Here is a 22,354-nt window from a genome sequence, read left to right on the forward strand (position 1 = left end):
GCACAGACCTGAGGCCTCACAGCACAGAGACGACACGAACCCCCTCCCGTTGTGTCACGGGAGGGGGTTCGCTCGTCGTCGGGCGAGAGGTCAGTGCCCCTCTTCGGCCAGCTTCTTGATGCCGTCCTGGACGATCTGCTCGGCCTCGGCGGCGTCGCCCCACTCTTCGACCTTGACCCACTTGCCGGGTTCGAGATCCTTATAGCGCTCGAAGAAGTGCTTGATCTCGTTCTTCGTCTGTTCGGGAACGTCGCCGATGTCCTGGATGTGCTGCCACCGCGGGTCCTTCGCGGGGACCACGATCACCTTGGCGTCGGACCCGGCCTCGTCGCTCATGTTGAGCACGCCAACCGGGCGGACAGAGACTCCCACGCCCGGGAAGACGGGGTACTCGAGCAGCACCAGCGCATCGACGGGGTCGCCGTCGAGGCCGAGTGTGTTCTCGAAGTAGCCGTAGTCCGTCGGGTAGACGAAGGAGGTGAAGAGCACGCGGTCGAGGTACACGCGACCGGTCTCGTGGTCGACCTCGTACTTGTTGCGGCTCCCTTTGGGGATCTCGACGACGACGTCGTATGCGGCCATGCTCTCTCCTTGAGTCGGTGGCGCCGGAACGGCGCATCGGCAGTGGTGGCGCCCCGATGCGCTCGTGCACGTGCGCGCGTTCGCAGGCCGGATCGCTGGCCTAACGTTACTTGATGTGCCCGATCGCCCCCGCCTGACCCCCGCCGTCGCCGACCTTCGGCGGGCGGTGCGGGCGAGCCTCGATGAGCTTGATCCCGGAGCGCTGGTGCTGGTCGCGCTGAGCGGGGGAGCGGATTCGCTCGCGCTCGCGGCGGCCGTTGCGTTCGAGGTGCCGCGAGGTGGCCGGAGGGCCGGCGCGGTGGTGGTCGACCACGGGCTGCAGGAGGGCTCGGCCGAGGTCGCGCGGCGGGCGGGGGAGCAGGCGCACACGCTCGGGCTCGCTCCGGTGCTGGTCGAGGTGGTGAGTGTGGCTACGGAGGGCGGCCCGGAGGCGGCGGCCCGCACCGCGCGGTACCGCGCCTTCGACGACGCCCTGGCGGCCACGGGCGCGGTCGCGATTCTCCTGGGGCACACCCTCGACGACCAGGCCGAGACGGTGCTGCTCGGACTGGCGCGCGGAGCCGGTGCCGCTTCGCTGCACGGGATGGTGCCGGTCAGCGGGCCGTTACGGCGACCTCTCCTGGGCCTGCGCCGCGAGCAGACCCGCCGCGCCTGCGCCGACCAGGGCCTGAGCGTCTGGGACGACCCGCACAACGACGACGCCCGCTACTCTCGCGTGCGGGTGCGTCGGCGCGTGCTGCCGGTGCTGGAGGACGAGCTCGGCCCGGGCGTGGCGCAGGCCTTGGCGCGCACGGCCGAGCAGCTGCGCGAGGACGGCGACGCGCTGGATGCGCTCGCGCTCGACTGGGCACTGGAGCTGGTTGGGCAGGACGAGGCGGGCCACGTCACCATCGACGTGCGCGGGCTCGCGGCCGATCCGCCGGCGCTGCGCCAGCGCATCATCCGCCTGGTGATGGCGAACGAGTTCGGAGTCGCGCTCTCGCGCGCGCAGACGTTGGCCGTCGCCGCGCTGGTCACCGACTGGCACGGCCAAAAGGGCATCGACCTCCCGGGCGTCGTCGCCACCCGCTCCGGCACAGCCCTCGTGTTCGCCCCGGCGCACTGACCCCCGCGCTGGCCCTCCCAACCGTCGCGAGATGCCTCTTGGGTACGCGACACGCCGGCAAAGGCGTACTCAAGAGGCATTTCGCGCGGGCGATCCAAAGGCGGACCAGCCGTAGAGTTGCCGGGTGGAAGCAGCCGATATCGCCGACGACATCACCGAGGTCCTCTACACCGAGGCCGAGATCCACGAGCGGATTCGCGGCCTGGCCCGCGCAATCGAACGCGACTACGCGGGCGAGAACCTCCTCATCGTCGGCGTCCTCCGAGGTGCCGTCATGGTGATGGCGGACCTGGCGCGCGAACTCAAGCTCGACATCGTGATGGACTGGATGGCCGTCTCCTCGTACGGGAGCGGGACGAAGTCCTCGGGTGTCGTCCGTATCCTCAAGGACCTCGACTCCGACATCACGAACCGCAAGGTCCTGATCGTCGAAGACATCATCGACTCAGGCCTCACCCTCTCGTGGTTGCAGGGCAATCTGCGCAGTCGAGGCGCCGATTCCGTCGAGATCTGCGCCCTCTTCCGTAAGCCCCTCGCGGCCAAGGTCGAGGTCGACGTCGCCTACGTGGGCTTTGATATTCCGAACGAGTTCGTGATCGGTTACGGACTCGACTACGCCGAGCGCTACCGGAACCTGCGCGATGTCGCCGTCCTCGCCCCGCACGTCTACGAGTAGCCTCGCGGACACCGCGCAGCAAAGTCTCGAGCGGCTCTTCGCGGTGCCGCTGCTCGGCTACCACATGAGCTACCCGACGTCGCTGCGGGCGGACCTCGAGTTCAACTACTGGTGGCTGGCGCACGCGATCGACGCGGCCGTCGACGCCTTCGAGCGCACGGGCGACACGGCGCACCTTGAGCGGGCTAGGCGGATCCACCGCGCGATTCGCCTGCGAAACGGCGGGCGCCTGGTCAACGACTACTTCGACGACATGATGTGGCTCGGCGGTGCCCTCGCCCGGCTCGGCGAGGCCTCGGGCGATCCGCGGTGGCTCGACCGCGCCGATCGGCTGTGGCGCTTCGCGGTGGAGAAGGGCTGGAACCTCCGTCATGGGGCGAGCCTCGCCTGGCGCCGTCGGCAGCTGCACTACAAGAACGCGCCGGCGAACGGCCCCTTCGCGATCCTCGGTGCGCGGCTGGAGCTCCTCCGCCCCGATGGTCGCGAGGAGCTCTCGCGAGCCGCCTTCGACTGGATGCACGTCCGGCTGCGCGACGACGACACCGGTTTCGTGGCCGACGGCATCGGCCGCGAGGGTGGGACGACTCGCGACGAGTGGGCCTTCAGCTACAACCACGGGGTCTACCTCGGGTCCGCTCTTGCGCTGCACCGGCTGCGGCCCGATCCGCGCCTCATCGAGCACGCATCCCGGACGGCAGAGGATCTCCTCGACCGGCTCGCTCCCGACGGCGTCTTCGTCGAGCAGGGCACGGGCGACGGCGCGCTTTTCGGCGGCATCGCCTACCGGCACCTCGTTGACCTCGCCACGACCCACGGAGTCGCGCCGGCGCTCGCCGAGCGTGTGCGCGGCTTCGTCACGGGCAGTGTCGCCGTTTTGCAGCGCTCAAGTGAGCGTCGCGGAGTGCTGCTTGCCGGCCCGCGCTGGGACGCGCCACCATCAGGGCCCGCCAGTCTCTCGGCCCAAATTGGCGCCGTTCTGGCGATCGAGGCCGCCGCGGCGCTGGAGCGGTCGCCGTTCACCGCAGACTGACCGGGTGAAGGCACTCGAAAAGCGAACCCTGGCCGTCGTGATCAACCCGAGCAAGTTCAACGACGTCGTTGCGGCGGAGGACCTGGTCGCGACGATTGCCCGCCGGCATGGCTGGAACGAGCCGCTCTGGTTCACGACCAGTCCCTGCGACTCCGGTGCGGCCGCAGCCCGAGCCGCGCGGGCGGCCGAGCCCGACCTGGTCTGCTCGATGGGCGGTGATGGCACTGTGCGCGCGGTGGCGACGGCCCTCCGCGGCACCGGAATCCCTTATGGGCTGCTGCCGAGCGGGACGGGGAACCTGCTTGCCCGCAACCTCGGGATCCCGCTCGGGTCGCTCCCTGAGGCCGTCGAGATCGCCCTGCTCGGGCAGGATCGGGCGATCGACATGGGCACCGCGACGTTCGACGACGGCGAGGAGCGGGTGTTCATGGTGATGGGCGGCGTGGGCCTTGACGCCGAAATCATGCAGAAGACGGACGAGGAGTTGAAGAAGCGGGTCGGCTGGGGCGCCTACTTCGCAGCGGGGGCACCGGCGATGTTCAAGGCGGGCTTCGAGGCGACGCTGACGATCGACGGGGCGGTAGAGCCTCCGCAGCGCTGCTTCATGCTGCTGGCCTGCAATTGCAGCTCTGTTGTCGCCAACATCGAACTCGCGGCCGGCGCGGTGCTCGATGACGGCGATCTGGAGCTGGTGCTCCTGCGCCGCCGCTTCGGCCTGGCCCTCGATGTGGCAACCGGCAACCGCAACGGACTCGCGTCGCTGCGGCAGTGGCCCGGCCGCGAGTTCACCTTCGAACTGGACCAGCCCGTTCTTGCGGAGCTGGATGGCGATCTACTCGGCCGTACCAGGTCGGGGCGCTTCGGGGTGGACCCGGGTGCGCTGCTGGTGCGCCTCCCTGTGCCGACGCCGCGCAGCCCTGGGCTCACTCCGCGCGATTCCGTCAGTGTCGCCACGTCCGAGATCGCGACGTTGATTCCGCGGCCGCCCACCTCCTGAGCGCTTGCGCACTTTCTTTTACGGCTGTAAGTTATTTGACGGACGTAAAGAAGGTGCTCTCGGGCGCCGGAGAAGAGGAGACTCGTGACCGACCCGAGACCCATCCGCTCGCGCGAGCTGCTGCTTTCCGCGATCACGACGGCGCTGGACCGTCCGGGTGACGAACAGCCGTCAATCACGGAACTCTGCGCGGAGGCGGGCGTGAGTCGGCCCACGTTCTACCAGCACTTCGGCGATGTCCCCTCGCTGATCGAGGTCGCCGCGGTCGAACGGATGCACGCGCTTTTCGGCGCTGTCGCACCTGTCGCACCGAGGGCTGACTGGGAGGGCGCCGTCCCGCGCGTCGTCCGCGGGCTACTCGAGGGTCTACTCGTGCACGCTGACTTCTTTCGCCGGGTGCTCAGCGGAGGTACGGCCCGCGCGGTGCAGGAGTCGGTTGTCGCGTTCCTCGCGCAACGGCTTCTCACCTTCTCTCCGCTCGCCGAGCGCGCGCCGGGCGGAGGAGACCACGCCCGGGTCGAGCGCTTCGCCGTCTTCCTCGCAGCCGGTACGACCTGGCTCGTCGTCGGCTGGCTCCTCGACGGCGAGGCACGCCGCCCACTCGCCGAGGCCTCCGCCGACATCGCGGAACTTCTCGTCACCGGAGTCGCGTCGCAGCGGCTCGCCGCCCTGCACGCCACGAAGTAGAAGGACCATGACCGCCACACCGCTGGGCCGCATCCTGCGCGCCGTACACCCGCGCCTCGCCGTCGTCTTCGCCGCGATCGCGCTCATCCCACTGATCTACGCGGGTCTGCTGACTTCGGCGAACTTTGATCCGACCCACCACCTCGACACCGTGCCCGCCGCGATCGTCAACGAGGACGCTGGCGCGACCGCCTCCGACGGCTCGGCCCTTGCCCTCGGCAACGACCTGGCCGACGAGCTGACCGCCAGCACCTCCGAATCGAACTTCGCCTGGACCGCCGTTGGTGCTGACGAGGCGGCGCGCGAGCTGGCCTCGGGTGAGGTGTACGCCGTGCTGACGGTTCCCGTGGGGTTCTCTGCGGATGTCGCTTCGGTTGGCGGCGATGACCCGTCCGCTGCCGCGCAAGCGATGCTCTCGGTCAAGACAAACGATGGTGCCAACCTCATCATCGGCACTATCGCGTCCACTATCGGCCGCACGGTCACGCAGACGCTCGACAAGCAGGTCGGCGAGACGTACTTGCAGAACGTCTACGTCGGCTTCACCAGTGTGCACTCGAGCCTGGAGCAGGCGGCAGGCGGGGCAGGGCAGCTCGCGGACGGCGCCGACCGGGCTGCGGCGGGGTCCTCACAGCTCGTCGTCGGCCTCTCGCAGCTTCAGGACGGCACAGCGCAGCTCGCGACAGGTGCCACCGCTCTTCGCTCCGGTGCTGCCTCGGCGTCGGACGGAGCGGCGACCCTGTCCTCGGGGCTCCGGCGGATCGCCGACGGGACGGGCCAGCTGCCGCAGCAGGTGAGAGCCCTCGACTCCGGCGCCCGCACGGTCGCGTCCGGCGCGCAGCAGCTCGACAGCGGTGCGGCCGGCCTTGCCTCGGGAGCCGCGGACCTCGCGTCCGGAACCGCGGGACTGAAGGACGGCGCCGTCTCGGCGGCGACGGGAGCGCAGACCCTCGCGACCGGTGCCGGCTCGGTGGCGGACGGCGCGCAGGCGGCACTCGGTGCGGCGCAGCAGCTCGCGGCCGGCGCGGGAATGCTCGCCGTAGGCACCCCGGCTCTCGCGACCGGTGCCGCGGGAATCGACTCCGGCCTGGCCTCGCTCCTCGCCCGCTACGATTCGCTCACGGATGCGCAGCGCATCGCCGAACTGACCGCGCTCAAGCAGGGCGCCGCTGCCGTCGCCGGTGGAGCGTCCAAGCTCGATGCGGGGGCGCAGGCCCTCAGCGGCGGATCGACGGCCCTCGTCGATGACGGGAGGTCCGGTCTGACGGTCCTCGCCGCGGGCGCCTCGTCGGTCTCAGGCGGAGCTGCCGACGTCGCGACCGGCGCGTCCGCGCTGGCGACGGGCGCCGCCGCCGCCGACGCTGGCACGCAGACGCTGTCGGCCGGCGCGCAAACGCTCGCCGGTGGCGCGGCGTCGCTGGACGGCGGTGCGGCGCAGCTCGCGGGCGGACTGGACACGTTCGCGAACGCGGTCGGCCCGCTCAGCGCCGGCATCGCCGATGCAGCCTCCGGCGCGGCGACCCTTTCTTCCGGGACGGCCGACGTCGCGACCGGCGCATCCGCGCTCGCCGACGGCGCCGCCTCCGCCGCCTCGGGAACCGCCGTCGCGGCCGACGGATCGCGTGACCTCACGAGCGGCATCGACTCCCTCGCCTCCGGATCGCGGGCCCTCGGCACGAAGCTGACCGACGGCGCGGCCGGCGTGCCCAGCTACACCGACGAGCAAGCGCGGGCGCTTAGCGCGGTCGCCGCGGCTCCGGTTGGCCTCGATGCGGAACGGCTGAACGGCGTGCCCTCGTACGGCTACGGGCTTGCTCCCTACTTCTTGGCCCTGGCGCTCTGGGTAGGGGCCCTCGCCTTCTACCTCATGAGCGCGCCGCTCAGCACCCGCCTCCTCGCCGAGCGCCGACCCGCCTGGGTCATCGCGCTACGGAGCTATCTGCCGGGCGCGCTGATGGCTCTCGCCCAGGGTGTGCTTGCCGCGCTGGTCCTCCGCTTCGGGGTGGGAGTCGAGGCCTCGAACCTGCCCGGGCTGATCGGGATCGCGGTCCTGACGAGCCTGACTTTCGTAGCCATCAACCAGGCGCTGATCGCACTGCTCGATGCGCCGGGCCGATTCCTGGCGCTACTGCTGATCGTGCTGCAGTTGTCCTCTGCCGGAGGAACGTACCCGGTCGAGACCGCGCCGGCCTTCTTCCAGGTGATCCACGGGGTGCTGCCGTTGACGTGGACAGTGGAGGCGTTCCGGTCGCTGATCGCGGGCGGGAGTATTGGGGTGGCGCACGCGGTGCTGGTGCTGCTGCTGTGGCTGGTCGGGGCGCTCGGGGTGACCGTGCTGGCGGCGGCGCGCCGCCGTCGCGGGCGCGCCCCGGCGCCGCTGCTCGAGGCGGCGTAACGCGCGTGCGCGTGCGCGTGCTCCGCGAATGTCCAAAAGTTGTCGCACTCGACGCCGAACGCGACAACTTTTGGACAGTGGGGGTGGTGCGGGGACTGCAGGTCCTGGAGGGACGCGTGCGCCACAGCGGATGCGCGTTCGGCCCACGGCGAACGCGTGGGTGCCGTCCAGAGTGCGGGAGGTAGCCTGTCACTCACATTTCCTCGTCAGAAAGGTGCCGGGTGTCGCACCCGCAACAAGCATGAACGTCAAGCGCATCTTCCGAGGTCCGATCCTTTACGTCGTCCTGGCGATCGTCGCGGTGTGGATCGGCTCCTCGCTGATCACGATGTCTGGCTTCCGCCCGGTCACGACGCAGCAGGGTCTCGACCTCCTGAAGGGCGGCAAGGTCGACTCCGCCAAGATCGTCGATGGCGAACAGCGCGTCGACCTCACGCTCAAGCAGGCCGACGGGGACAACGGGACGCAGGTGCAGTTCTATTACGTCACGCCGCGTGGATCCGAGGTCGTCAACGCGGTGTCCGCGGCGGAACTCGGTAGCACCGGCTACAACGACGAGGTCCCGCAGACCAATTGGTTCCTCTCGGCACTCGGATTCCTGCTCCCCATCCTCCTGATCGGCGCGTTCTTCTGGCTGATGCTCTCGGGCATGCAGGGCGGCGGCAACCGCGTCATGCAGTTCGGCAAGTCGAAGGCGAAGCTGGTCTCGAAGGAGTCGCCGAAGGTCACGTTCGGCGACGTCGCCGGTGCCGACGAGGCGATCGAGGAGTTGCACGAGATCAAGGAATTCCTCAAGGAGCCGGCCAAGTTCCAAGCGGTCGGTGCCCGCATCCCCAAGGGCGTTCTGCTGTACGGCCCTCCCGGCACCGGCAAGACCCTGCTCGCCCGCGCCGTCGCGGGTGAGGCGGGCGTCCCCTTCTACTCCATCTCTGGATCCGACTTCGTCGAGATGTTTGTCGGCGTCGGCGCGAGCCGCGTTCGCGACCTCTTCCAGCAGGCCAAGGAGAACTCGCCGGCCATTATCTTCGTCGACGAGATCGACGCCGTGGGTCGCCACCGCGGCGCAGGCATGGGCGGCGGGCACGATGAGCGCGAGCAGACTCTCAACCAGCTCCTGGTCGAGATGGACGGCTTCGACGTCAAGACGAACGTCATCCTGATCGCAGCGACGAACCGCCCCGACATTCTCGACCCGGCGCTGCTGCGCCCCGGGCGCTTCGACCGCCAAATCGGCGTCGACGCCCCTGACATGCTCGGTCGCAAGCGAATCCTCGAGGTCCACGGGCGCGGCAAGCCCCTGGCGAGCGGAGTCGACCTCGAGGTCGTCGCGCGCAAGACTCCGGGCTTCACCGGGGCCGACCTCGCCAATGTGCTCAACGAGGCCGCACTGCTGACCGCGCGCTCGAACGCGCAGCTAATCGACAACCGGGCGCTCGATGAGGCCATCGACCGCGTCATCGCGGGCCCGCAGCGCCGCACGCGCGTCATGCGTGACAAGGAAAAGTTGATCACTGCCTACCACGAGGGTGGGCACGCCCTGGCGGCAGCAGCGATGCGCCACACCGACCCGGTGACCAAGGTGACGATCCTCCCGCGCGGTCGCGCCCTCGGCTACACGATGGTGCTCCCCCTGGAGGACAAGTACTCGACCACACGTAATGAGCTGCTCGACCAGCTCGCCTACGCGATGGGCGGCCGTGTCGCCGAGGAGATCGTCTTCCACGACCCGACAACCGGAGCGTCGAATGACATCGAGAAGGCGACCGCCATCGCCCGCAAGATGGTCACCGAGTATGGGATGTCCTCGAACGTCGGAGCAGTCAAGCTCGGCCAGTCCTCGGGCGAGATGTTCCTCGGCCGCGATATGGGCCACCAGCGTGACTACTCCGAGCAGATCGCCGAAACGGTCGACGCCGAGACCCGGCAACTGATCGAGCAGGCCCACGACGAGGCGTGGCAGGTCATCAATGCCAACCGCGACATCCTCGACCGTCTCGCAATGGAGCTTCTCGAGAAGGAGACGCTCGACCACGATCAGCTGGCCGAAATCTTTAAGGACGTGCGCCGCATCGACGAGCGTCCGCAGTGGCTCTCGAGCGACAAGCGTCCCCTGTCCGACCTGCCGCCCATCGCGGTGCCGGTTGCGAAGGCGCCGATCGACTCCGGCGCGACCGACGGAGGCGTCTCCTCCGCAGGAGCCGAGGAAGTCACCCCGAAGCGCCCGCCGCTGATCAACCCGCGCCCCGCGACGGCGTAGCGCGCGCGTGCCCGTCGACAAGGCGCGCATCGAGGCGGCCGTCACCGAGATCCTTGCGGCCATCGGGGAGAACCCTGGCCGTGAGGGTCTGGTAGCGACGCCCCGCCGGGTTGCCGCGGCATACGAGGAGTTCTTCACCGACTTCGACACCGATGCCGCTGCCCAGCTGACCGAGACGTTCGCGGTCGTGGAGGACGGCCAGGAGGCGCCGCTCCAGCAGACAATCATCGTGCGTGATCTCGTTTTCCGCTCCGTGTGCGAGCACCATTTGCTGCCGTTCGTGGGCGTGGTGCACATCGCCTACCGGCCGCAGGAGCGGGTCGTCGGGCTCGGACGGCTGCCGCGCGTGGTCGACACGGTCGCCTCGCGACCGCAGATCCAGGAGCGGCTCACCGAGCAGATTGCCGATGCGCTCGATGATGGCCTCGCCCCGGAGGGCGTGCTGGTGGTCGTCGACGCCGAGCACGGCTGCGTTCGGATGCGCGGACCCCGGCAAGCCGCCAGTTCGACGGTGACGGTCGCGGCTCGGGGCAGCCTCGCCGAGACGGCCGCCCGCGCCGAGATCATCGCGCTGATCGGCGCCGCACGGGGGCGATGACATGGCCTTCTCCGTCGTGGACCTCGCTCCGGGCGACCGCAGCGCGCTTGTCGGGATCCTCAATGTCACTCCGGACTCGTTCAGCGACGGTGGCCGGTGGGTTTCGGTCGATGACGCCGTCCGCCATGGTCTCGCGATGACCCGCGCGTCCGGCGAGGGGCCGGCTTCCTTCGGCGCCGATCTGGTCGACGTCGGCGGCGAGAGCACCCGCCCCGGTGCCGCCCGCGTCGACCCCGCCGCCGAGCAGACGCGAGTGCTGCCCGTCGTGCGCGCGCTCGCGGCGGAGGGCGTCCGGGTCAGCATCGACACGATGAGCGCGGAGACCGCCGGCGCCGCCCTGGACGCGGGTGCCGTCGTCGTCAACGATGTCTCGGGTGGGCTCGCGGACCCGGCCATGCTGCCGCTGATCGCCGAGCGCGGAGCGGTCTATATCGCGATGCACTGGCGCGGGCACAGTGCGGGCATGAACGCCCTCGCCGAGTACGGCGACGTCGTGGTGGAGGTGCGCGACGAGCTCGAGCGCCGCGTCGATGCCGCTCGCGCAGCCGGGATCCGTGACGACCGCCTCGTGCTCGATCCGGGCCTCGGCTTTGCCAAGAATGGCGGGCACGACTGGGCGCTGCTGGCCCGGCTCGGCGCGATTCGCTCGCTCGGATTCCCAGTGCTCGTTGGGCACTCGCGCAAGCGCTTCCTCGCCCCATTCGCGCTCGCCGGCGCCCCGGCCACCGAGCGCGACGACGTGACGGCGATGCTGAGCCTCGTCGCAGCCGAGCGGGGCGCCTGGGGCGTGCGGGTGCATGACGTCCGCTCGAGCGCCCGGGCTCTCGCGCTCGCCGCCCGACTCCAGGAGGAGACCCCGTGACCGCGCTCGATCCCGCCACCCTCGCACTGCGCGACTCCATTACCCTCACCGGCCTCCGTGTGCGCGCGCATCACGGAGTCTTCGATTTCGAGCGGGAGAACGGGCAGGACTTCGTGATTGATGCGACGGTCTGGCTCGACACGTCCGCCGCGGCCGGCGGAGACACTCTGGCCGAGACAGTGCATTACGGCGAGCTCGCGATCGCGCTGGCCGACGCCGTCACTCGCGATCCGGTCGACCTGATCGAGACGCTGGCGGAGCGCCTCGCCGGGGTGGCCCTCGGCTTCGACGCGGCAGACATCGTCCGCATTACCGTGCACAAGCCCGATGCGCCGATCCCGCTGCCCTTCGAGGACGTCTCCGTGCAGATCACCAGGACCCGCTCGTGAGGCCGCGGCAGGAGCGGATCCGTCCGGTGCGGCACGTGGTGCTGGCGCTGGGGAGCAACCTCGGCGATCGCCTCGCGCATCTCGAGGACGCGCTGCGCTCCCTCGCGACGACGCCGGGGCTGCGGATCGAGGCGGTGTCGAAGGTGGTCGAGTCGCCGGCGTGGACGCCCGAGGGCATCGACGAGGCGGCTGGCGACTACCTCAATGCGGTGGTCACGGGATCGACGACGCTGGAGCCCGAGGACTTGCTCGCGGCGACGATGGCGATCGAGGTGGCGGGTGGGCGGATCCGCGGCACTGGCGAGGAACGCTGGGGTGACCGCACTCTCGACATCGACCTGATCGCGATCGGAGGTGTGCTCCGCGACGACGCGCACCTCACCGTGCCGCACCCGCGGGCGGCCGAACGTGCCTTCGTGCTCGAGCCCTGGCTCGACGTCGAGCCGAATGCGGTACTGCCGGGAGCCGGGCCGGTGGCGGAGTTGCGCGCGCGGGCAGTGGATCGCGTGGCCGACCACGTCGCTGCGCTGACCTGGCCGGCGCTGACTCGGCCGGCCCATCCCTCTGTAGACCCCGAGAGCAGGACCCCGTGAGGCGCACCCGCATCAGCACTCTGCTCGGCCTTGCCCTGGCCGGAGCCGTGGCCGGCTTCCTCTTTGACCTCGCCATCGCCGCCGCGGGACACCCTGTGCTCATCCCTCCGCTGACCGTCCCGCTCACTCTCGTCGTGGTGGCGGCCCTCGTGCTCGGCTTCGCGATCCCGATCCACCGGGCGACCACGGGCACGCTGCACCGTCCGATCGACCCGTTCCGTGCGATGCGCGTCGTGCTGCTCGCGAAGGCGTCCAGCCACGTCGGCGCGCTGCTGCTCGGAGCCTCGGGCGGCATCCTCGTCTACCTCCTGAGCCGGGCGATCCCTTCGCTAGGCTCCGTGTGGCAGGACGTCGCGACCATCGTGGGCGCGATCGTTGTGCTGGTGGCCGGTTTGATCGCCGAGCACCTCTGCACCATCCCGCCGAGCGACGACGACGACAGCGCCGTCGGCGAGGTGAACCACGCCTAACGCCGACGCCCGCTCACAGGCGGGCAGGGAGGACGACGCCATGCCCGCTGAGTCCGAGGATGCGGTGTTGCCGACCCGTCGCGACGCGATCGGGCGCAGCCGGGACCGCCTCGAGGTCGCGGGGGAGTGGCGGCGCGTCTCGCCGAAGTACATCGCGGTCGAGGTCGTTTCGGCCGTGGTGTCCAGCGTGCTGCTGCTCGCTGCGCCCGTCGTGCTGCTGCTGATCGGCGTCTCGTGGGCGTGGATCCTGGTGCTCGCGGCCGCGGCCCTCGCGGTGACTCTCCTGATCGTGGCGCCTCGCCGGGCGCACGCCTACGGCTACCTCTTACGGCAGGACGACCTGCTCTTTCGTCGCGGCATCATGTTCCAGCGTTTCGTATCGGTGCCGTACGGCCGGATGCAGCTCATCGACGTCAATCGCGGGCCGCTCGCCCGGGCGCTCGGCCTCGCCGACCTCCGCTTCGTCACCGCCGCCGCGGCGACCGGCGTCAGCATCCCCGGTCTGGCCGAGAGCGATGCGGAGGAGCTACGCGACCGCCTCGTCGCGCTCGCCGAGTCGCGCCGGGCGGGTCTGTGACCGAGTTGCGCGCCGTCGAGACGGACCTCGCCGATGGTGACTGGCACCGCCTCCATCCCGCCACGCCCGTCCTTAAGGGTGGAATCGGCCTGCTGGTCGTGCTCGGAATCATCGTCACCAATCTCCGCGAGCGCCTGGTCGAACTCTTCCTGCCCGGCCCCGAGGGTCTCGCGAGTGGCGACCCGGTCGACGTGCTCGTACGCCGCGGTCTCGTTGGCTGGGCGCTGCTCGCGGTGGCGGTCGGCCTCGCGGTGGCCGTCTTCGCGTTCTGGTTGTCCTGGCGGATGCACACCTTCCGCATCACAGACGAGGTCGTCGAGGTGCGCTCGGGCGTGCTCTTTCGCACCAACCGGAGGGCACGACTCGATCGTATCCAGGGCATCGCGGTGCAGCGTCCGCTCGTCGCGCGACTCTTCGGCGCGGCGAAGCTCGAGGTGAGCGTCGCTGGGCAAGACGCGAATGTGCAGCTCTCGTACCTCGGCTCGCGGCTGGTCGACGCTCTGCGCCGCGACATCCTGCGCCTGGCGTCAGGGGTGCGCGAGCGGGAGGCGGCGGTTGGGGGCGAGGGTCAGCCCGGCGGGTTCCTCGCGCGGCGACTCGAGGAGTTCGGCGAGCCGGTGAACGACGCGCCGCCCGAGTCGGTCGTGTCGATCCCGCCGGGCAGGCTGCTCGGGTCGCTGGTATTCAGCGGATTCACGCTGTTCCTCGCCGTCGCGGTCCTCGCCGTCGTGTTCGTCGCCGCCTACGGCTCGCCGATCGTGCTCGTCGCGATCCTGCCTGGCCTCATCGGCTCGGGCAGTTATTACCTCCGCCAGTTCGTGCGCTCCCTCCGCTACTCCATCGCCGCGACCCCCGACGGCGTGCGCGTCGGCTACGGCGTGCTCTCGACCAGCAGCGACACACTGCCACCCGGGCGGATCCACGCGGTCGAGATCTCGCAGCCACTTCTCTGGCGGCCCTTCGGCTGGTGGCGGGTCAGGATCGACCGTGCCGGCCACGCCGCATCCCGCGGGGCGAACGGCGAGCCGAACACGACGATCCTCCCCGTCGGCGATCTCGCGGCGGTGGAGCGCGTGCTCGGCCTGCTGCTGCCCGGCACCAGCGAGGGAGCGGAGTCGACCCCGGTCGGCGACGCGCTGCGGCACCGCGACGCCGAAGGATTCACGCGGGCGCCCCGGTCAGCGGTGTGGCTCCGGCCGTTCTCGTTCCACAGAACGGGCTACCGGCTGACGGACGATGTCGCGATCCTGCGCAGCGGGGCGGTGTGGCGGCGGGTCGCGGTGGTGCCGCTCGCTCGCATGCAGAGCATCGGTGTCCAACAGGGGCCGCTCCAGCGCCTGCTCGGGCTGGCTTCGGCACACGTGCACACGGTTGCCGGCCCCGTCACTCCCACCGTGCCGGTGATGAGCGCTGCCGACGGAACGGCCCTCTTCGAGCGGCTTGCGAGTGCGGGCGTTCGGGCGGCGGCGCGGGATGCCAGTCATCTGTGGGGCCGGCGGGCGCAGCCCAGCCTGCCGATCGCGGCGACAGCGCAGGCCGCAACGACCTGGCCCGCTCCGAAGGGGGACCCGTATGCCTGACAGTCGCCGCGATGGACGCCTCGGTGTCGGCCTCATCGGAGCCGGCCGTGTCGGTCCGGTGCTCGGTGCGGCGCTCGCCGGTGCCGGCCACGCCGTGATCGGGGTCGCGACCACGAGCGAGGACGGGCGGGAGCGCGCCGACGCGCTGCTCCCGGGGGTGCCGATACTCCCGATCCCGGACCTCGTGGAGCGCAGCGAGCTGGTGATCGTCGCTGTCCCCGGGAGCGAGATCGCGGCGCTCGTCTCGGGCCTCGCAGCGACCGGCGCGTGGCAGCCTGGACAGCTCGTGGTGCACACGGCGCCCGAGCACGGCTATGGCGTGCTGGCTTCCGCTCTCGCGTCGGGAGTCATCCCGCTCGCCGTGCATCCCGCGATGGCGTTCACCGGTACGAGCCTGGACCTCGCCCGGCTCGCCGAGACCTACTTCGCGGTGTCGGCGCCCGGCCCGGTGTTGCCGATTGCGCAGGCGCTTGTCGTCGAGATGGGCGGAGAGCCGGTCACCGTGGCAGAGACGGATCGCGCCGCGTACGCCGAGGCAGTCTCGACCGCGACCACGTTCTCGACGGCCATCGTCGACCAAGCCGCCGGCCTGCTGGCGGGCATCGGTATCGAGAAACCGGGCTTTTTCCTCTCGAGTCTGGTCCGCTCCTCGGTCGACGACGCCCTGCGCCGCGCGTCCGGTTGACGCTGGTGTCTCACACCGCGGTGTTCGTGCACGGCTCACTCGAGGAGGAGGACGTTCGGCAGATCGGGGTCGAGTTCGCGGCAGAGAGCGGAGAGCGCACCGGCGGTCCCGAGCAGGAGACCGCGGACAGTCGTGATTCCCCTCGGAAGACCGCTCCGGGCGGCGGAGCGACCGATCCTGTCGAGGGTGCGCTCGGCGAAGGACGCGACATCGACGCAGCCGGGGGCGTGCTTGTCGAATGCCCGGAGGGCTAGCAGGTTCCCCAGCGCGCCATGGCAGAGCGAATCGTCTGCGGGCAGTCTGTCGTCGGTCGTCTGATTTGCTCCGATGACGGCGCGTTCGAGGAGATCGGGCGCGTCGAGCAGTGCAGCCGACGCTGCGCGAGCCATCGCGATGCCGGCTGTGCCGTGGCACCAGTGGGCCGGGAACAGGCGGCCCTGCTCGAGGGATTCCGTGCGGGCGTCCAACCAGCGTCCTCTCCGCGGATCGAAGAGCGTGTCGTCGAATCGGAGAGCTGCGAGCGCTGCCTCGCCGATCTCTCTGTCGTCCAGTGCGTCCGCTGCCCTCGCGAGTGCCCAGCCGATTCCTGTGGAGCCGTGCGAGAAGCCGCCGAGACGCACCCGTGCCGTTCCGCTCTCCCACGCGAGCGCGCCGTCGCCGGCATCGACGGCGTTCTCGAGCAGGTGTTCCGCCAGAGTCCGCACAGCAGTCCGACCCTCTTCCGTCTCGGATTCCGGGAGGGACGTCAGGACGGCGAGAGCTCCTGCGCTGCCCGCCATCACGTCGAAGAAGGTGTCGGATCGTGCTCCTTCAGTCACTTGACGGATCGCAGCCAGCCTGGTCGTCCGGTACCGATCAGTGCCGAGCAGACTGTCCTGTCGGGCGAGCGAGTAGAGCAGGCCGGAGGCACCACTGAAAGCGCCGATCGGGAGGGAGACGCGTGCTGCGCTCCAGTCGTCGAGAATGGCGGCGATGGCGTGCGACGCGCGTCCGGCGAGGTCATCGAGGCCGAGGTGCGGGAAGACGCGGTGCGCGCACGCCGCAGAGAAAGCGATGCCGGCGAGTCCGTCGTAGAGTGTCGGGCCCACCGGCCGGTACTCCAGCCCGGTGCTGTCCGTGCTGCTGCACACGCTGATCCACGTCACGTCGTCATCCCCCAGAATCGCGGTGTTTGCGAGGAGGCCCGCCTGCGCCCTCGCAAGCTCTCTGACAGTGCTGCGCGCACGGGGCGTGACCGCCTGCACCTCGTCGTCCTCGTGCTCCCCCGGTGAGGCCGCGAGGATCGATTCTCGGATGAGGGCGATCGACCGCTCGATGCTCGCCTCATCGAGCGCAGTGAGGCGCGCGATGACGTCATCGCGGAGCGTCCGCGTGAAGTAGTCGGAGAGCGCCCGACCGTGGTCCGCGGTGAGAGCGCGCGAGTCGAGCGACGTGGTGAAGAGCGGCACATCTCGTCGCCGGAGCGACCGCTCCTCTGCGTCGATGAGTTCTGCTTCGTCGGGATGGTCGGCGAGCCTGGTCCAGAGGCTACGGAGAAGGTGGTCCCTGTCGATGCCGGTGCGCAGACGGCCCGGCTGGCGCATCTCCGTCAGCAGCAGCGAGTAGGAGCGCGTGGCGCGCAGGATGTGTCGCGCGGTCATCGAGGGTGCAGTCGAGAGGAGGTCGATGATGGCGGCTCGGCGCTGGATCACCGCTCGAACGGTCTCAGCGAATCCTGCCGCGATCACCTCCCTCCCAGCGCGCACCAGCGCAAGCGTCATCCCCGGCGGCTGGTTCTGGGAGGTGCCGACCGGCGTGTCCACTGCGCTGATGCGCATGTCGTCAGTGCAGGCACCGACCACCTGGTGAATCACGGCGGTCCTGCCCTCGGAGCCGAGTCCGCCCGTGGCGACGCTGACGTCGATGCTGGAACTTTCCCCCGTCGTGAGTCGCACGGGCAGGATGCCTGTCCCCAGGACCGAGCTGTTGAGTTCGTCGATGGCGCGGGCGCTCGCCGTCATCGCGCTCGTGCGGTGGCTTCTGTTCTGGATCAGAGTCTCGAGGTCGACGGGTACCGGGCCCGCTGCGGTCGCGATGACGTTCTCGAGATGCATGTCCGAGGCTCCGAGGACCCAGGTGACCGCCAGCAGACCGCCGAGTTTGCGCAGATGCGTCCGAGGATCGTCGGCAGTGGCGTCCGGACGTTCCACGTACTCGACCCATCCGTATCCGTCCCTAACGAGGGAGCGGGGCGAGTACAGGGAAACATCGGGCTGAAGCACCTCGGCAAGCACGGCGTTCACCTCCTCGTAGAGCGTGAAGACGCGGCAGTCCCGCGGCTTGTAGACGAGTCGATGGCCGCTGGCGAACCGCAGAATCGCGACGGACTGTCCGTCGTCGTGAGCGTCGCCGGCGAAGTGGACCGCCTCGAGCGCGTCGGTCCCGCGCGGCAGCAGATCGGCGTCCCGCAGTGCCCGTGTATCACTGCTCAGACGGGTGAGGATGCGCTCGACGTGGTCGCCCCAGGAGCTGATCGCGGCGACCAGATCCCGAGCGAGGACCGGGTAACGGGAGAAGAACACCCGCCGGAAGTAGGGAAGAGACAGCGCCGTGTTCAGTCGCGCGTAGGCTCCGGACACGTCGTCGTGCGCGAGTTCGGCGAGCAGGCAGCGCAGGGCCAGCGTGGCCAGGATCTCGGCGAGGCCGGTAAGGAGATCGGTTCGCGCGGCAGGTGCGAGATCGGGGTGCCGATCGAACCGGCCCTGCTGAGCATGCAGGATCGGGGCGAGCAAGCCGTCGAACGGCAGCTCGGCGAGGCGGGTGCCCTCGACGATCAGCGGCCCGAACGGGGTCGGAGGGGTGTCCACGGGGGTGATCAGCCAGTCCTCGACCGAGTCGATCCACTCTGCACTCCGCTCGCGGGGCGACCAACGTCCCCCCGTGAGGAGCGCGGTGAGTCCTTCGCGGTCAAGGCACTGAACGCTGAGATAGCTGTCGAGGGTCGTGTCGGGAGCGAGCGCCCGATCCGACCAGGCGCGCACGATCGAGGAGTCACCCGCATCCGGGGAACCGCCGTCGGGTCGGCGTTCACGCAGAGCGGCGGCCTGGAGGAGGCAGGCCCGCAGGACGGCGATCTCCGGCTCGGCCCGCGCGGAAGAGGCCGGTGAGGAGTCATCCTGATGGGAGTCGGCCTGCGAGGCGTCCGCCTCCGGGGAGACGAGAGAATCTTCGTGACGGAGCATGGTCGGGCCTTCGGGTTGATCGCAGAGGTGAGGATCGCGGGCGGCCCGGGAACGAGTCCCGGGCCGCCCGCCGTGTGGATGACGTCAGCGACAGGCGCAGATGATCGTGCCGCACTCGATCGTGAGTGTGCACATCCAGCCGCTGCTGCCCATGTACGGGCTGACGACGCGTTCGAACGCCTCGTCGATCTGTGCCTGCACCGACGGGCTGGTTCCGTCCGCAGCACGAGCCGCCATGTCCCAGTTCGGGCTCACGACGGTGGCCTCTTTATCGAGAATCTCGGGCATAATCTCTTCCTTTCCTTCGTTTCTTGCTTTACTTTCCGCTCGGCGTCGCCGAGGGGGCACTGGGGTGCACCCAGCGACGATGGAGCGCCGCGGGGTGCACGGGACGACCGGAGTTCGAGACCGCGCGACATCGCGAGAATCACGGAGAATCGATCGAGCAGCGACGGGAAAGATGTCCGATCTCCGCAGAGATGTCCTCGTCAGTGACGTGATCGTCGGAGGCATCTTGGTTTCGGGTGTGCCGCGACTGTAGAACTTCGCGGAGGTGAGCCGGAACTATCCGATGGTCGGATCTCTGGCGACGGAGTGATCCGGTCGGTGTTCGCGCCTCCCCCGACCGACGGAGACGGAACACGAGCGATCCCCGCCAGCGGGCGCCACTTCGCGTCTCCTCCTCGGCGCCCGGCTTATCTTCGGGTGGTGCGGGACACGAGGAATGAGTGGTGGGCAGGCGACATGATCGTTGCTTCTGTCGCGGTCCTGGTGTGTGCCGCGACGGGTCTGCTCGGTGAGCCGGAGTGGCGATGGTCGGTACTCATGGCCGCGTTGCTGATCGTGCGTCGGACCCGCCCGGTCGTCTTCGCCGTGCTGGCCGCAGCGGTGTCGGTGGCCCACCTCCTCCTCGATGGCGGGCTGCTCCTGCCGGGGGACGCGGTCCTGCTCGTCGCCGTCTTCTCCGTCGCCGCACACGCATCGGAGCAGGCGCGCAGCATCGGTCTACTCCTGGGGATCGGCTACGCCGTGTCTCTGGGTGGCTGGGCCATTGTCGGGTCGTCGTCGAGCCTCGGGGCGGCCAGCCTGATCGTCGGGCTGGTCGCAATCAGCATCGTGGTCGCCTGGGCGCTCGGGATTCTCGAGAGGCGCAGGGTCGAGGTGGTGCGCGACGCTCGTCGTCGGCGCGAGCTCTCCGAGCGCGATGTCGCGATCCGGGGCTGGTCAGCCGCATACGAGGAACGCGAGCGCATCAGCGCCGAGATGCACGATGTGCTCGCGCACACGCTGACAAGCATTGTGGTGCAGGCCGAGAGCGGCAGGGCGAACACATCGGATCCGCAGGCCGCCGACGCGTTCGAGACGATCTCCGTAACGAGCCGTTCGGCCCTCCGGGAGATCCGCGGGCTGCTCTCCGCCGAGATCGTGTCGGCGGCGCTGCCGACGCTCGGGATCGATGACCTCGGGGAGCTGGTCGAGGGCTTCGCGAGATCGGGGATGAGCGTCACTCTCCAGGTCACCGGAGCGTCGCAGCCGCTGACCCCGGAGCTGTCCCTGTCTGTCTACCGAGTGGTCCAGGAATCCCTCACCAATGCTTTGCGGCACGGCAGCGGCGACCAGGCGTGGGTCGGGGTGGCCTGGGCGGAGGAGACTCTCACCGTCGTCACGACGAATCCGATCGCCTCGGCTCCGGCCGCGCCACTTCGCGAACAACGGGGGATCGCTGGGATGCGTCGTCGCTGCGCGCTCTACGGTGGCAGCGTCTGCTACTCGCACGGTGACGTCTTCGTGCTGACGGCGTGCTGGCCGCTGCGAGCAGGCGCTGATGGAGCCTCCGCGTGACGGCGGCGAGAGCCCGCATCACGGTGATGGTGGTGGACGATCATGCTCTGGTCCGCGACGGCTTGATCCGCATCGTCAACGCGCAGCCCGACATGGAGACGGTGAGCCACGCGGTCGACGGTGCGATGGCCATCGAACGTGTGCGCGACCTTCGACCGGACATGGTGATGATGGACGTCCGGATGCCCGTCTTGGACGGGATCGAAGCGACGCGGGTCATCACCTCCGAGCGGATCAGCCCCAGAACTCGGATCCTCGGACTCACCACCCACGACAGCGACGTCTACGCCATCCGCATGCTTCAGGCGGGAGCCGTCGGTTTCATCCTCAAGGACAGCACCGCCGAGCAGCTCGTCGATGCGATCCGGGCCGCTCACAGCGGCACCTTCACGACGTCGGCGAGCACCGCGGTGCGGCTAGTGAATCGAATGGCCGCGGGAGAGGGGGGAGGGTCACCACCGGACGATTCGGCTCTCGCCGCGCTGACTAAGCGCGAGCGGATGGTGTTCGAGCAGGTTGTGTCGGGCAGGTCGAATCCTGAGATCGCGCGGGATCTCTGCGTCGCCGAGGTCACCGTCAAGACGCATGTCGGACACATCCTGGCGAAGCTGCACGTGCGCGACCGCGTTCAGCTGGTCATCTGGGCACATCGACGAGGGCTCGGCGCTGCCGAGCTGACCCTCGACACCGGCACCTCCGGCTGACGCGGATCGCCGGTCGCTGCCGCCCATCTCCCACCATCAGAGGAGAAGAGCCGTCGCATCTCCCCCCGCAGCATGATTCGTAGTGGTCCTTGCGCCGCGACGATGGAAGCCACATCAATCTGGGATGCCGCGGCGCCGGGAGAGGGCCGATCACGGCGGGACAGGGCCGATCAAGGACAGGAGTGCATCATGAGCACAGTCATCGCCACGTACGGGCTGACGAAGCGCTTCAAGCGCCACACGGCCGTGGACGAGCTGAATCTCGTCGTGCCATCGGGTGTGGTCTATGGCTTCTTGGGGCCCAACGGTTCCGGTAAGTCCACGACGATGAAGATGCTGCTCGGACTCACCCAGCCGACGTCCGGTTCCATCGAGTTGTTCGGACAGCCCCTCAGCCGCACTGGGCGGGGCCAGGTGCTGGCCTCGATCGGCTCGATGATCGAGGCGCCTCCCGGATACGGGCACCTGACGGGGTGGGAGAACATGCTGATCGTGCGGGACATGCTCGGCCTCGCCGACGCGCAGATCGAGCGCGCTCTGAGCACGGTGCGGCTGATCGAGCACAAGGACAAGCTCGTGCGCAACTACTCCCTCGGCATGAAGCAGCGCCTCGGCATCGCCATGGCTCTCGCTCGCGATCCCGTCCTCCTCGTCCTGGATGAGCCGACTAACGGTCTGGATCCAGCCGGCATCGAAGAGATCCGCACACTCCTGCTCCACCTGGCCGGCCAGGGGATCACGGTCATGGTCTCGAGCCACCTCCTTGATGAGATCGACAAAATGGCCTCGGTCCTCGGCATCCTCGCCGGAGGGAGGCTGATCTTCCAGGGCAGCCGCGACCAGCTTTTCGCGCATTCCGTACCCGACCTCGTCCTCGACACCCCTGCGCCGGAAAAAGTTCTCCGGCTGGTCCCCGACGCGGTGGCGGCAGGGGAGCGGATCCGGGTCAGCGGATACGGGAAGGACGAGACCGCTGCGCTCGTCAAGCGCCTCGTCGATGCCGACGTCCCGATCCATGAGGTCCGTCGCGTCCAGCAGAGTCTCGAGGACGTCTTCATGGATCTGACCGGCCGGGGTGGTCTCCTGTGACGCGGCCAGGGCCAC

The 22,354-nt window shown here is 69.5% G+C and carries 21 protein-coding genes; 18 read left to right on the top strand and 3 right to left on the bottom strand.

Features of this window, described 5'->3' with window-relative positions:
* Positions 1 to 90: 90 nt before the first annotated feature.
* Positions 91 to 582: an inorganic diphosphatase gene (gene ppa / locus B0H03_RS00460; RefSeq protein ID WP_104266171.1), complete on the bottom strand. Its 492-nt coding sequence runs from the start codon at positions 580 to 582 to the stop codon at positions 91 to 93.
* A gap of 115 nt (positions 583 to 697) precedes the next feature.
* Between ppa and tilS the strand changes: the two genes are divergently transcribed.
* The 15 genes from tilS (at position 698) to B0H03_RS00535 (ending at position 15,483) form a co-directional block, all read left to right on the top strand.
* The gene (tilS, locus tag B0H03_RS00465; protein WP_104266248.1) at positions 698 to 1,687 is read left to right on the top strand and encodes a tRNA lysidine(34) synthetase TilS; all 990 of its coding nucleotides are present in this window, start codon (positions 698 to 700) and stop codon (positions 1,685 to 1,687) included.
* 124 nt (positions 1,688 to 1,811) lie between these two features.
* Entirely contained in the window at positions 1,812 to 2,363 is a 552-nt protein-coding gene (gene hpt, locus B0H03_RS00470) for a hypoxanthine phosphoribosyltransferase (RefSeq protein ID WP_104266172.1), read from the top strand.
* On the top strand, positions 2,329 to 3,393 hold the full coding sequence (locus B0H03_RS00475) for a glycoside hydrolase family 76 protein (RefSeq protein ID WP_104266173.1): 1,065 nt from the start codon (positions 2,329 to 2,331) through the stop codon (positions 3,391 to 3,393). The genes hpt and B0H03_RS00475 overlap by 35 nt, the downstream gene beginning before the upstream one ends.
* Before the next feature lie 4 nt (positions 3,394 to 3,397).
* Positions 3,398 to 4,390: a diacylglycerol/lipid kinase family protein gene (locus B0H03_RS00480; protein WP_160487188.1), complete on the top strand. Its 993-nt coding sequence runs from the start codon at positions 3,398 to 3,400 to the stop codon at positions 4,388 to 4,390.
* A gap of 84 nt (positions 4,391 to 4,474) precedes the next feature.
* Positions 4,475 to 5,077 (top strand): TetR/AcrR family transcriptional regulator, encoded by a 603-nt coding sequence (locus tag B0H03_RS00485; RefSeq protein WP_104266175.1) that lies wholly within the window; start codon positions 4,475 to 4,477, stop codon positions 5,075 to 5,077.
* A 7-nt stretch (positions 5,078 to 5,084) separates the two neighbouring features.
* Positions 5,085 to 7,472 (top strand): YhgE/Pip family protein, encoded by a 2,388-nt coding sequence (locus B0H03_RS00490; RefSeq protein ID WP_104266176.1) that lies wholly within the window; start codon positions 5,085 to 5,087, stop codon positions 7,470 to 7,472.
* A gap of 241 nt (positions 7,473 to 7,713) precedes the next feature.
* Complete coding sequence (gene ftsH / locus B0H03_RS00495; RefSeq protein WP_104266177.1) at positions 7,714 to 9,729, top strand: ATP-dependent zinc metalloprotease FtsH; 2,016 nt, start codon at positions 7,714 to 7,716, stop codon at positions 9,727 to 9,729.
* Positions 9,730 to 9,736: 7 nt separating this feature from the next.
* The gene (folE, locus tag B0H03_RS00500; protein ID WP_104266178.1) at positions 9,737 to 10,327 is read left to right on the top strand and encodes a GTP cyclohydrolase I FolE; all 591 of its coding nucleotides are present in this window, start codon (positions 9,737 to 9,739) and stop codon (positions 10,325 to 10,327) included.
* Position 10,328: 1 nt separating this feature from the next.
* Positions 10,329 to 11,189: a dihydropteroate synthase gene (gene folP / locus B0H03_RS00505; protein WP_104266179.1), complete on the top strand. Its 861-nt coding sequence runs from the start codon at positions 10,329 to 10,331 to the stop codon at positions 11,187 to 11,189.
* Positions 11,186 to 11,578, top strand: coding sequence for a dihydroneopterin aldolase (folB, locus tag B0H03_RS00510; RefSeq protein ID WP_241560468.1), 393 nt, complete (start codon positions 11,186 to 11,188; stop codon positions 11,576 to 11,578). Before folP ends, folB begins: the two co-directional genes overlap by 4 nt.
* Positions 11,575 to 12,171, top strand: a complete 597-nt coding sequence (folK, locus tag B0H03_RS00515) for a 2-amino-4-hydroxy-6-hydroxymethyldihydropteridine diphosphokinase (protein WP_104266180.1) — start codon at positions 11,575 to 11,577, stop codon at positions 12,169 to 12,171. The genes folB and folK overlap by 4 nt, the downstream gene beginning before the upstream one ends.
* Positions 12,168 to 12,641, top strand: coding sequence for a DUF3180 domain-containing protein (locus tag B0H03_RS00520; RefSeq protein ID WP_104266181.1), 474 nt, complete (start codon positions 12,168 to 12,170; stop codon positions 12,639 to 12,641). The genes folK and B0H03_RS00520 overlap by 4 nt, the downstream gene beginning before the upstream one ends.
* 40 nt (positions 12,642 to 12,681) lie before the next feature.
* Positions 12,682 to 13,218, top strand: coding sequence for a PH domain-containing protein (locus B0H03_RS00525; RefSeq protein ID WP_104266182.1), 537 nt, complete (start codon positions 12,682 to 12,684; stop codon positions 13,216 to 13,218).
* Positions 13,215 to 14,798: a PH domain-containing protein gene (locus B0H03_RS00530; protein WP_104266183.1), complete on the top strand. Its 1,584-nt coding sequence runs from the start codon at positions 13,215 to 13,217 to the stop codon at positions 14,796 to 14,798. The genes B0H03_RS00525 and B0H03_RS00530 overlap by 4 nt, the downstream gene beginning before the upstream one ends.
* Complete coding sequence (locus B0H03_RS00535) at positions 14,791 to 15,483, top strand: Rossmann-like and DUF2520 domain-containing protein (protein ID WP_104266184.1); 693 nt, start codon at positions 14,791 to 14,793, stop codon at positions 15,481 to 15,483. The genes B0H03_RS00530 and B0H03_RS00535 overlap by 8 nt, the downstream gene beginning before the upstream one ends.
* A gap of 35 nt (positions 15,484 to 15,518) precedes the next feature.
* On the opposite strand, the gene lanM is transcribed toward B0H03_RS00535, so the two are convergent.
* A complete protein-coding gene (lanM, locus tag B0H03_RS00540; RefSeq protein WP_104266185.1) occupies positions 15,519 to 18,704 on the bottom strand; it encodes a type 2 lanthipeptide synthetase LanM in 3,186 nt (1,061 codons plus the stop codon).
* Positions 18,705 to 18,788: 84 nt separating this feature from the next.
* Complete coding sequence (locus B0H03_RS00545; protein WP_104266186.1) at positions 18,789 to 18,992, bottom strand: hypothetical protein; 204 nt, start codon at positions 18,990 to 18,992, stop codon at positions 18,789 to 18,791.
* A gap of 420 nt (positions 18,993 to 19,412) precedes the next feature.
* Between B0H03_RS00545 and B0H03_RS00550 the strand changes: the two genes are divergently transcribed.
* From B0H03_RS00550 to B0H03_RS00560, 3 genes are all read left to right on the top strand, one after another.
* The gene (locus tag B0H03_RS00550) at positions 19,413 to 20,546 is read left to right on the top strand and encodes a sensor histidine kinase (RefSeq protein WP_146083986.1); all 1,134 of its coding nucleotides are present in this window, start codon (positions 19,413 to 19,415) and stop codon (positions 20,544 to 20,546) included.
* Positions 20,543 to 21,250 (top strand): response regulator, encoded by a 708-nt coding sequence (locus tag B0H03_RS00555; protein ID WP_206612073.1) that lies wholly within the window; start codon positions 20,543 to 20,545, stop codon positions 21,248 to 21,250. The genes B0H03_RS00550 and B0H03_RS00555 overlap by 4 nt, the downstream gene beginning before the upstream one ends.
* Before the next feature lie 189 nt (positions 21,251 to 21,439).
* Positions 21,440 to 22,339, top strand: a complete 900-nt coding sequence (locus B0H03_RS00560; protein WP_104266188.1) for an ABC transporter ATP-binding protein — start codon at positions 21,440 to 21,442, stop codon at positions 22,337 to 22,339.
* Positions 22,340 to 22,354: the final 15 nt, after the last annotated feature.

The organism is Rathayibacter iranicus NCPPB 2253 = VKM Ac-1602 (assembly GCF_003149025.1).
GTDB lineage: Bacteria > Actinomycetota > Actinomycetes > Actinomycetales > Microbacteriaceae > Rathayibacter > Rathayibacter iranicus.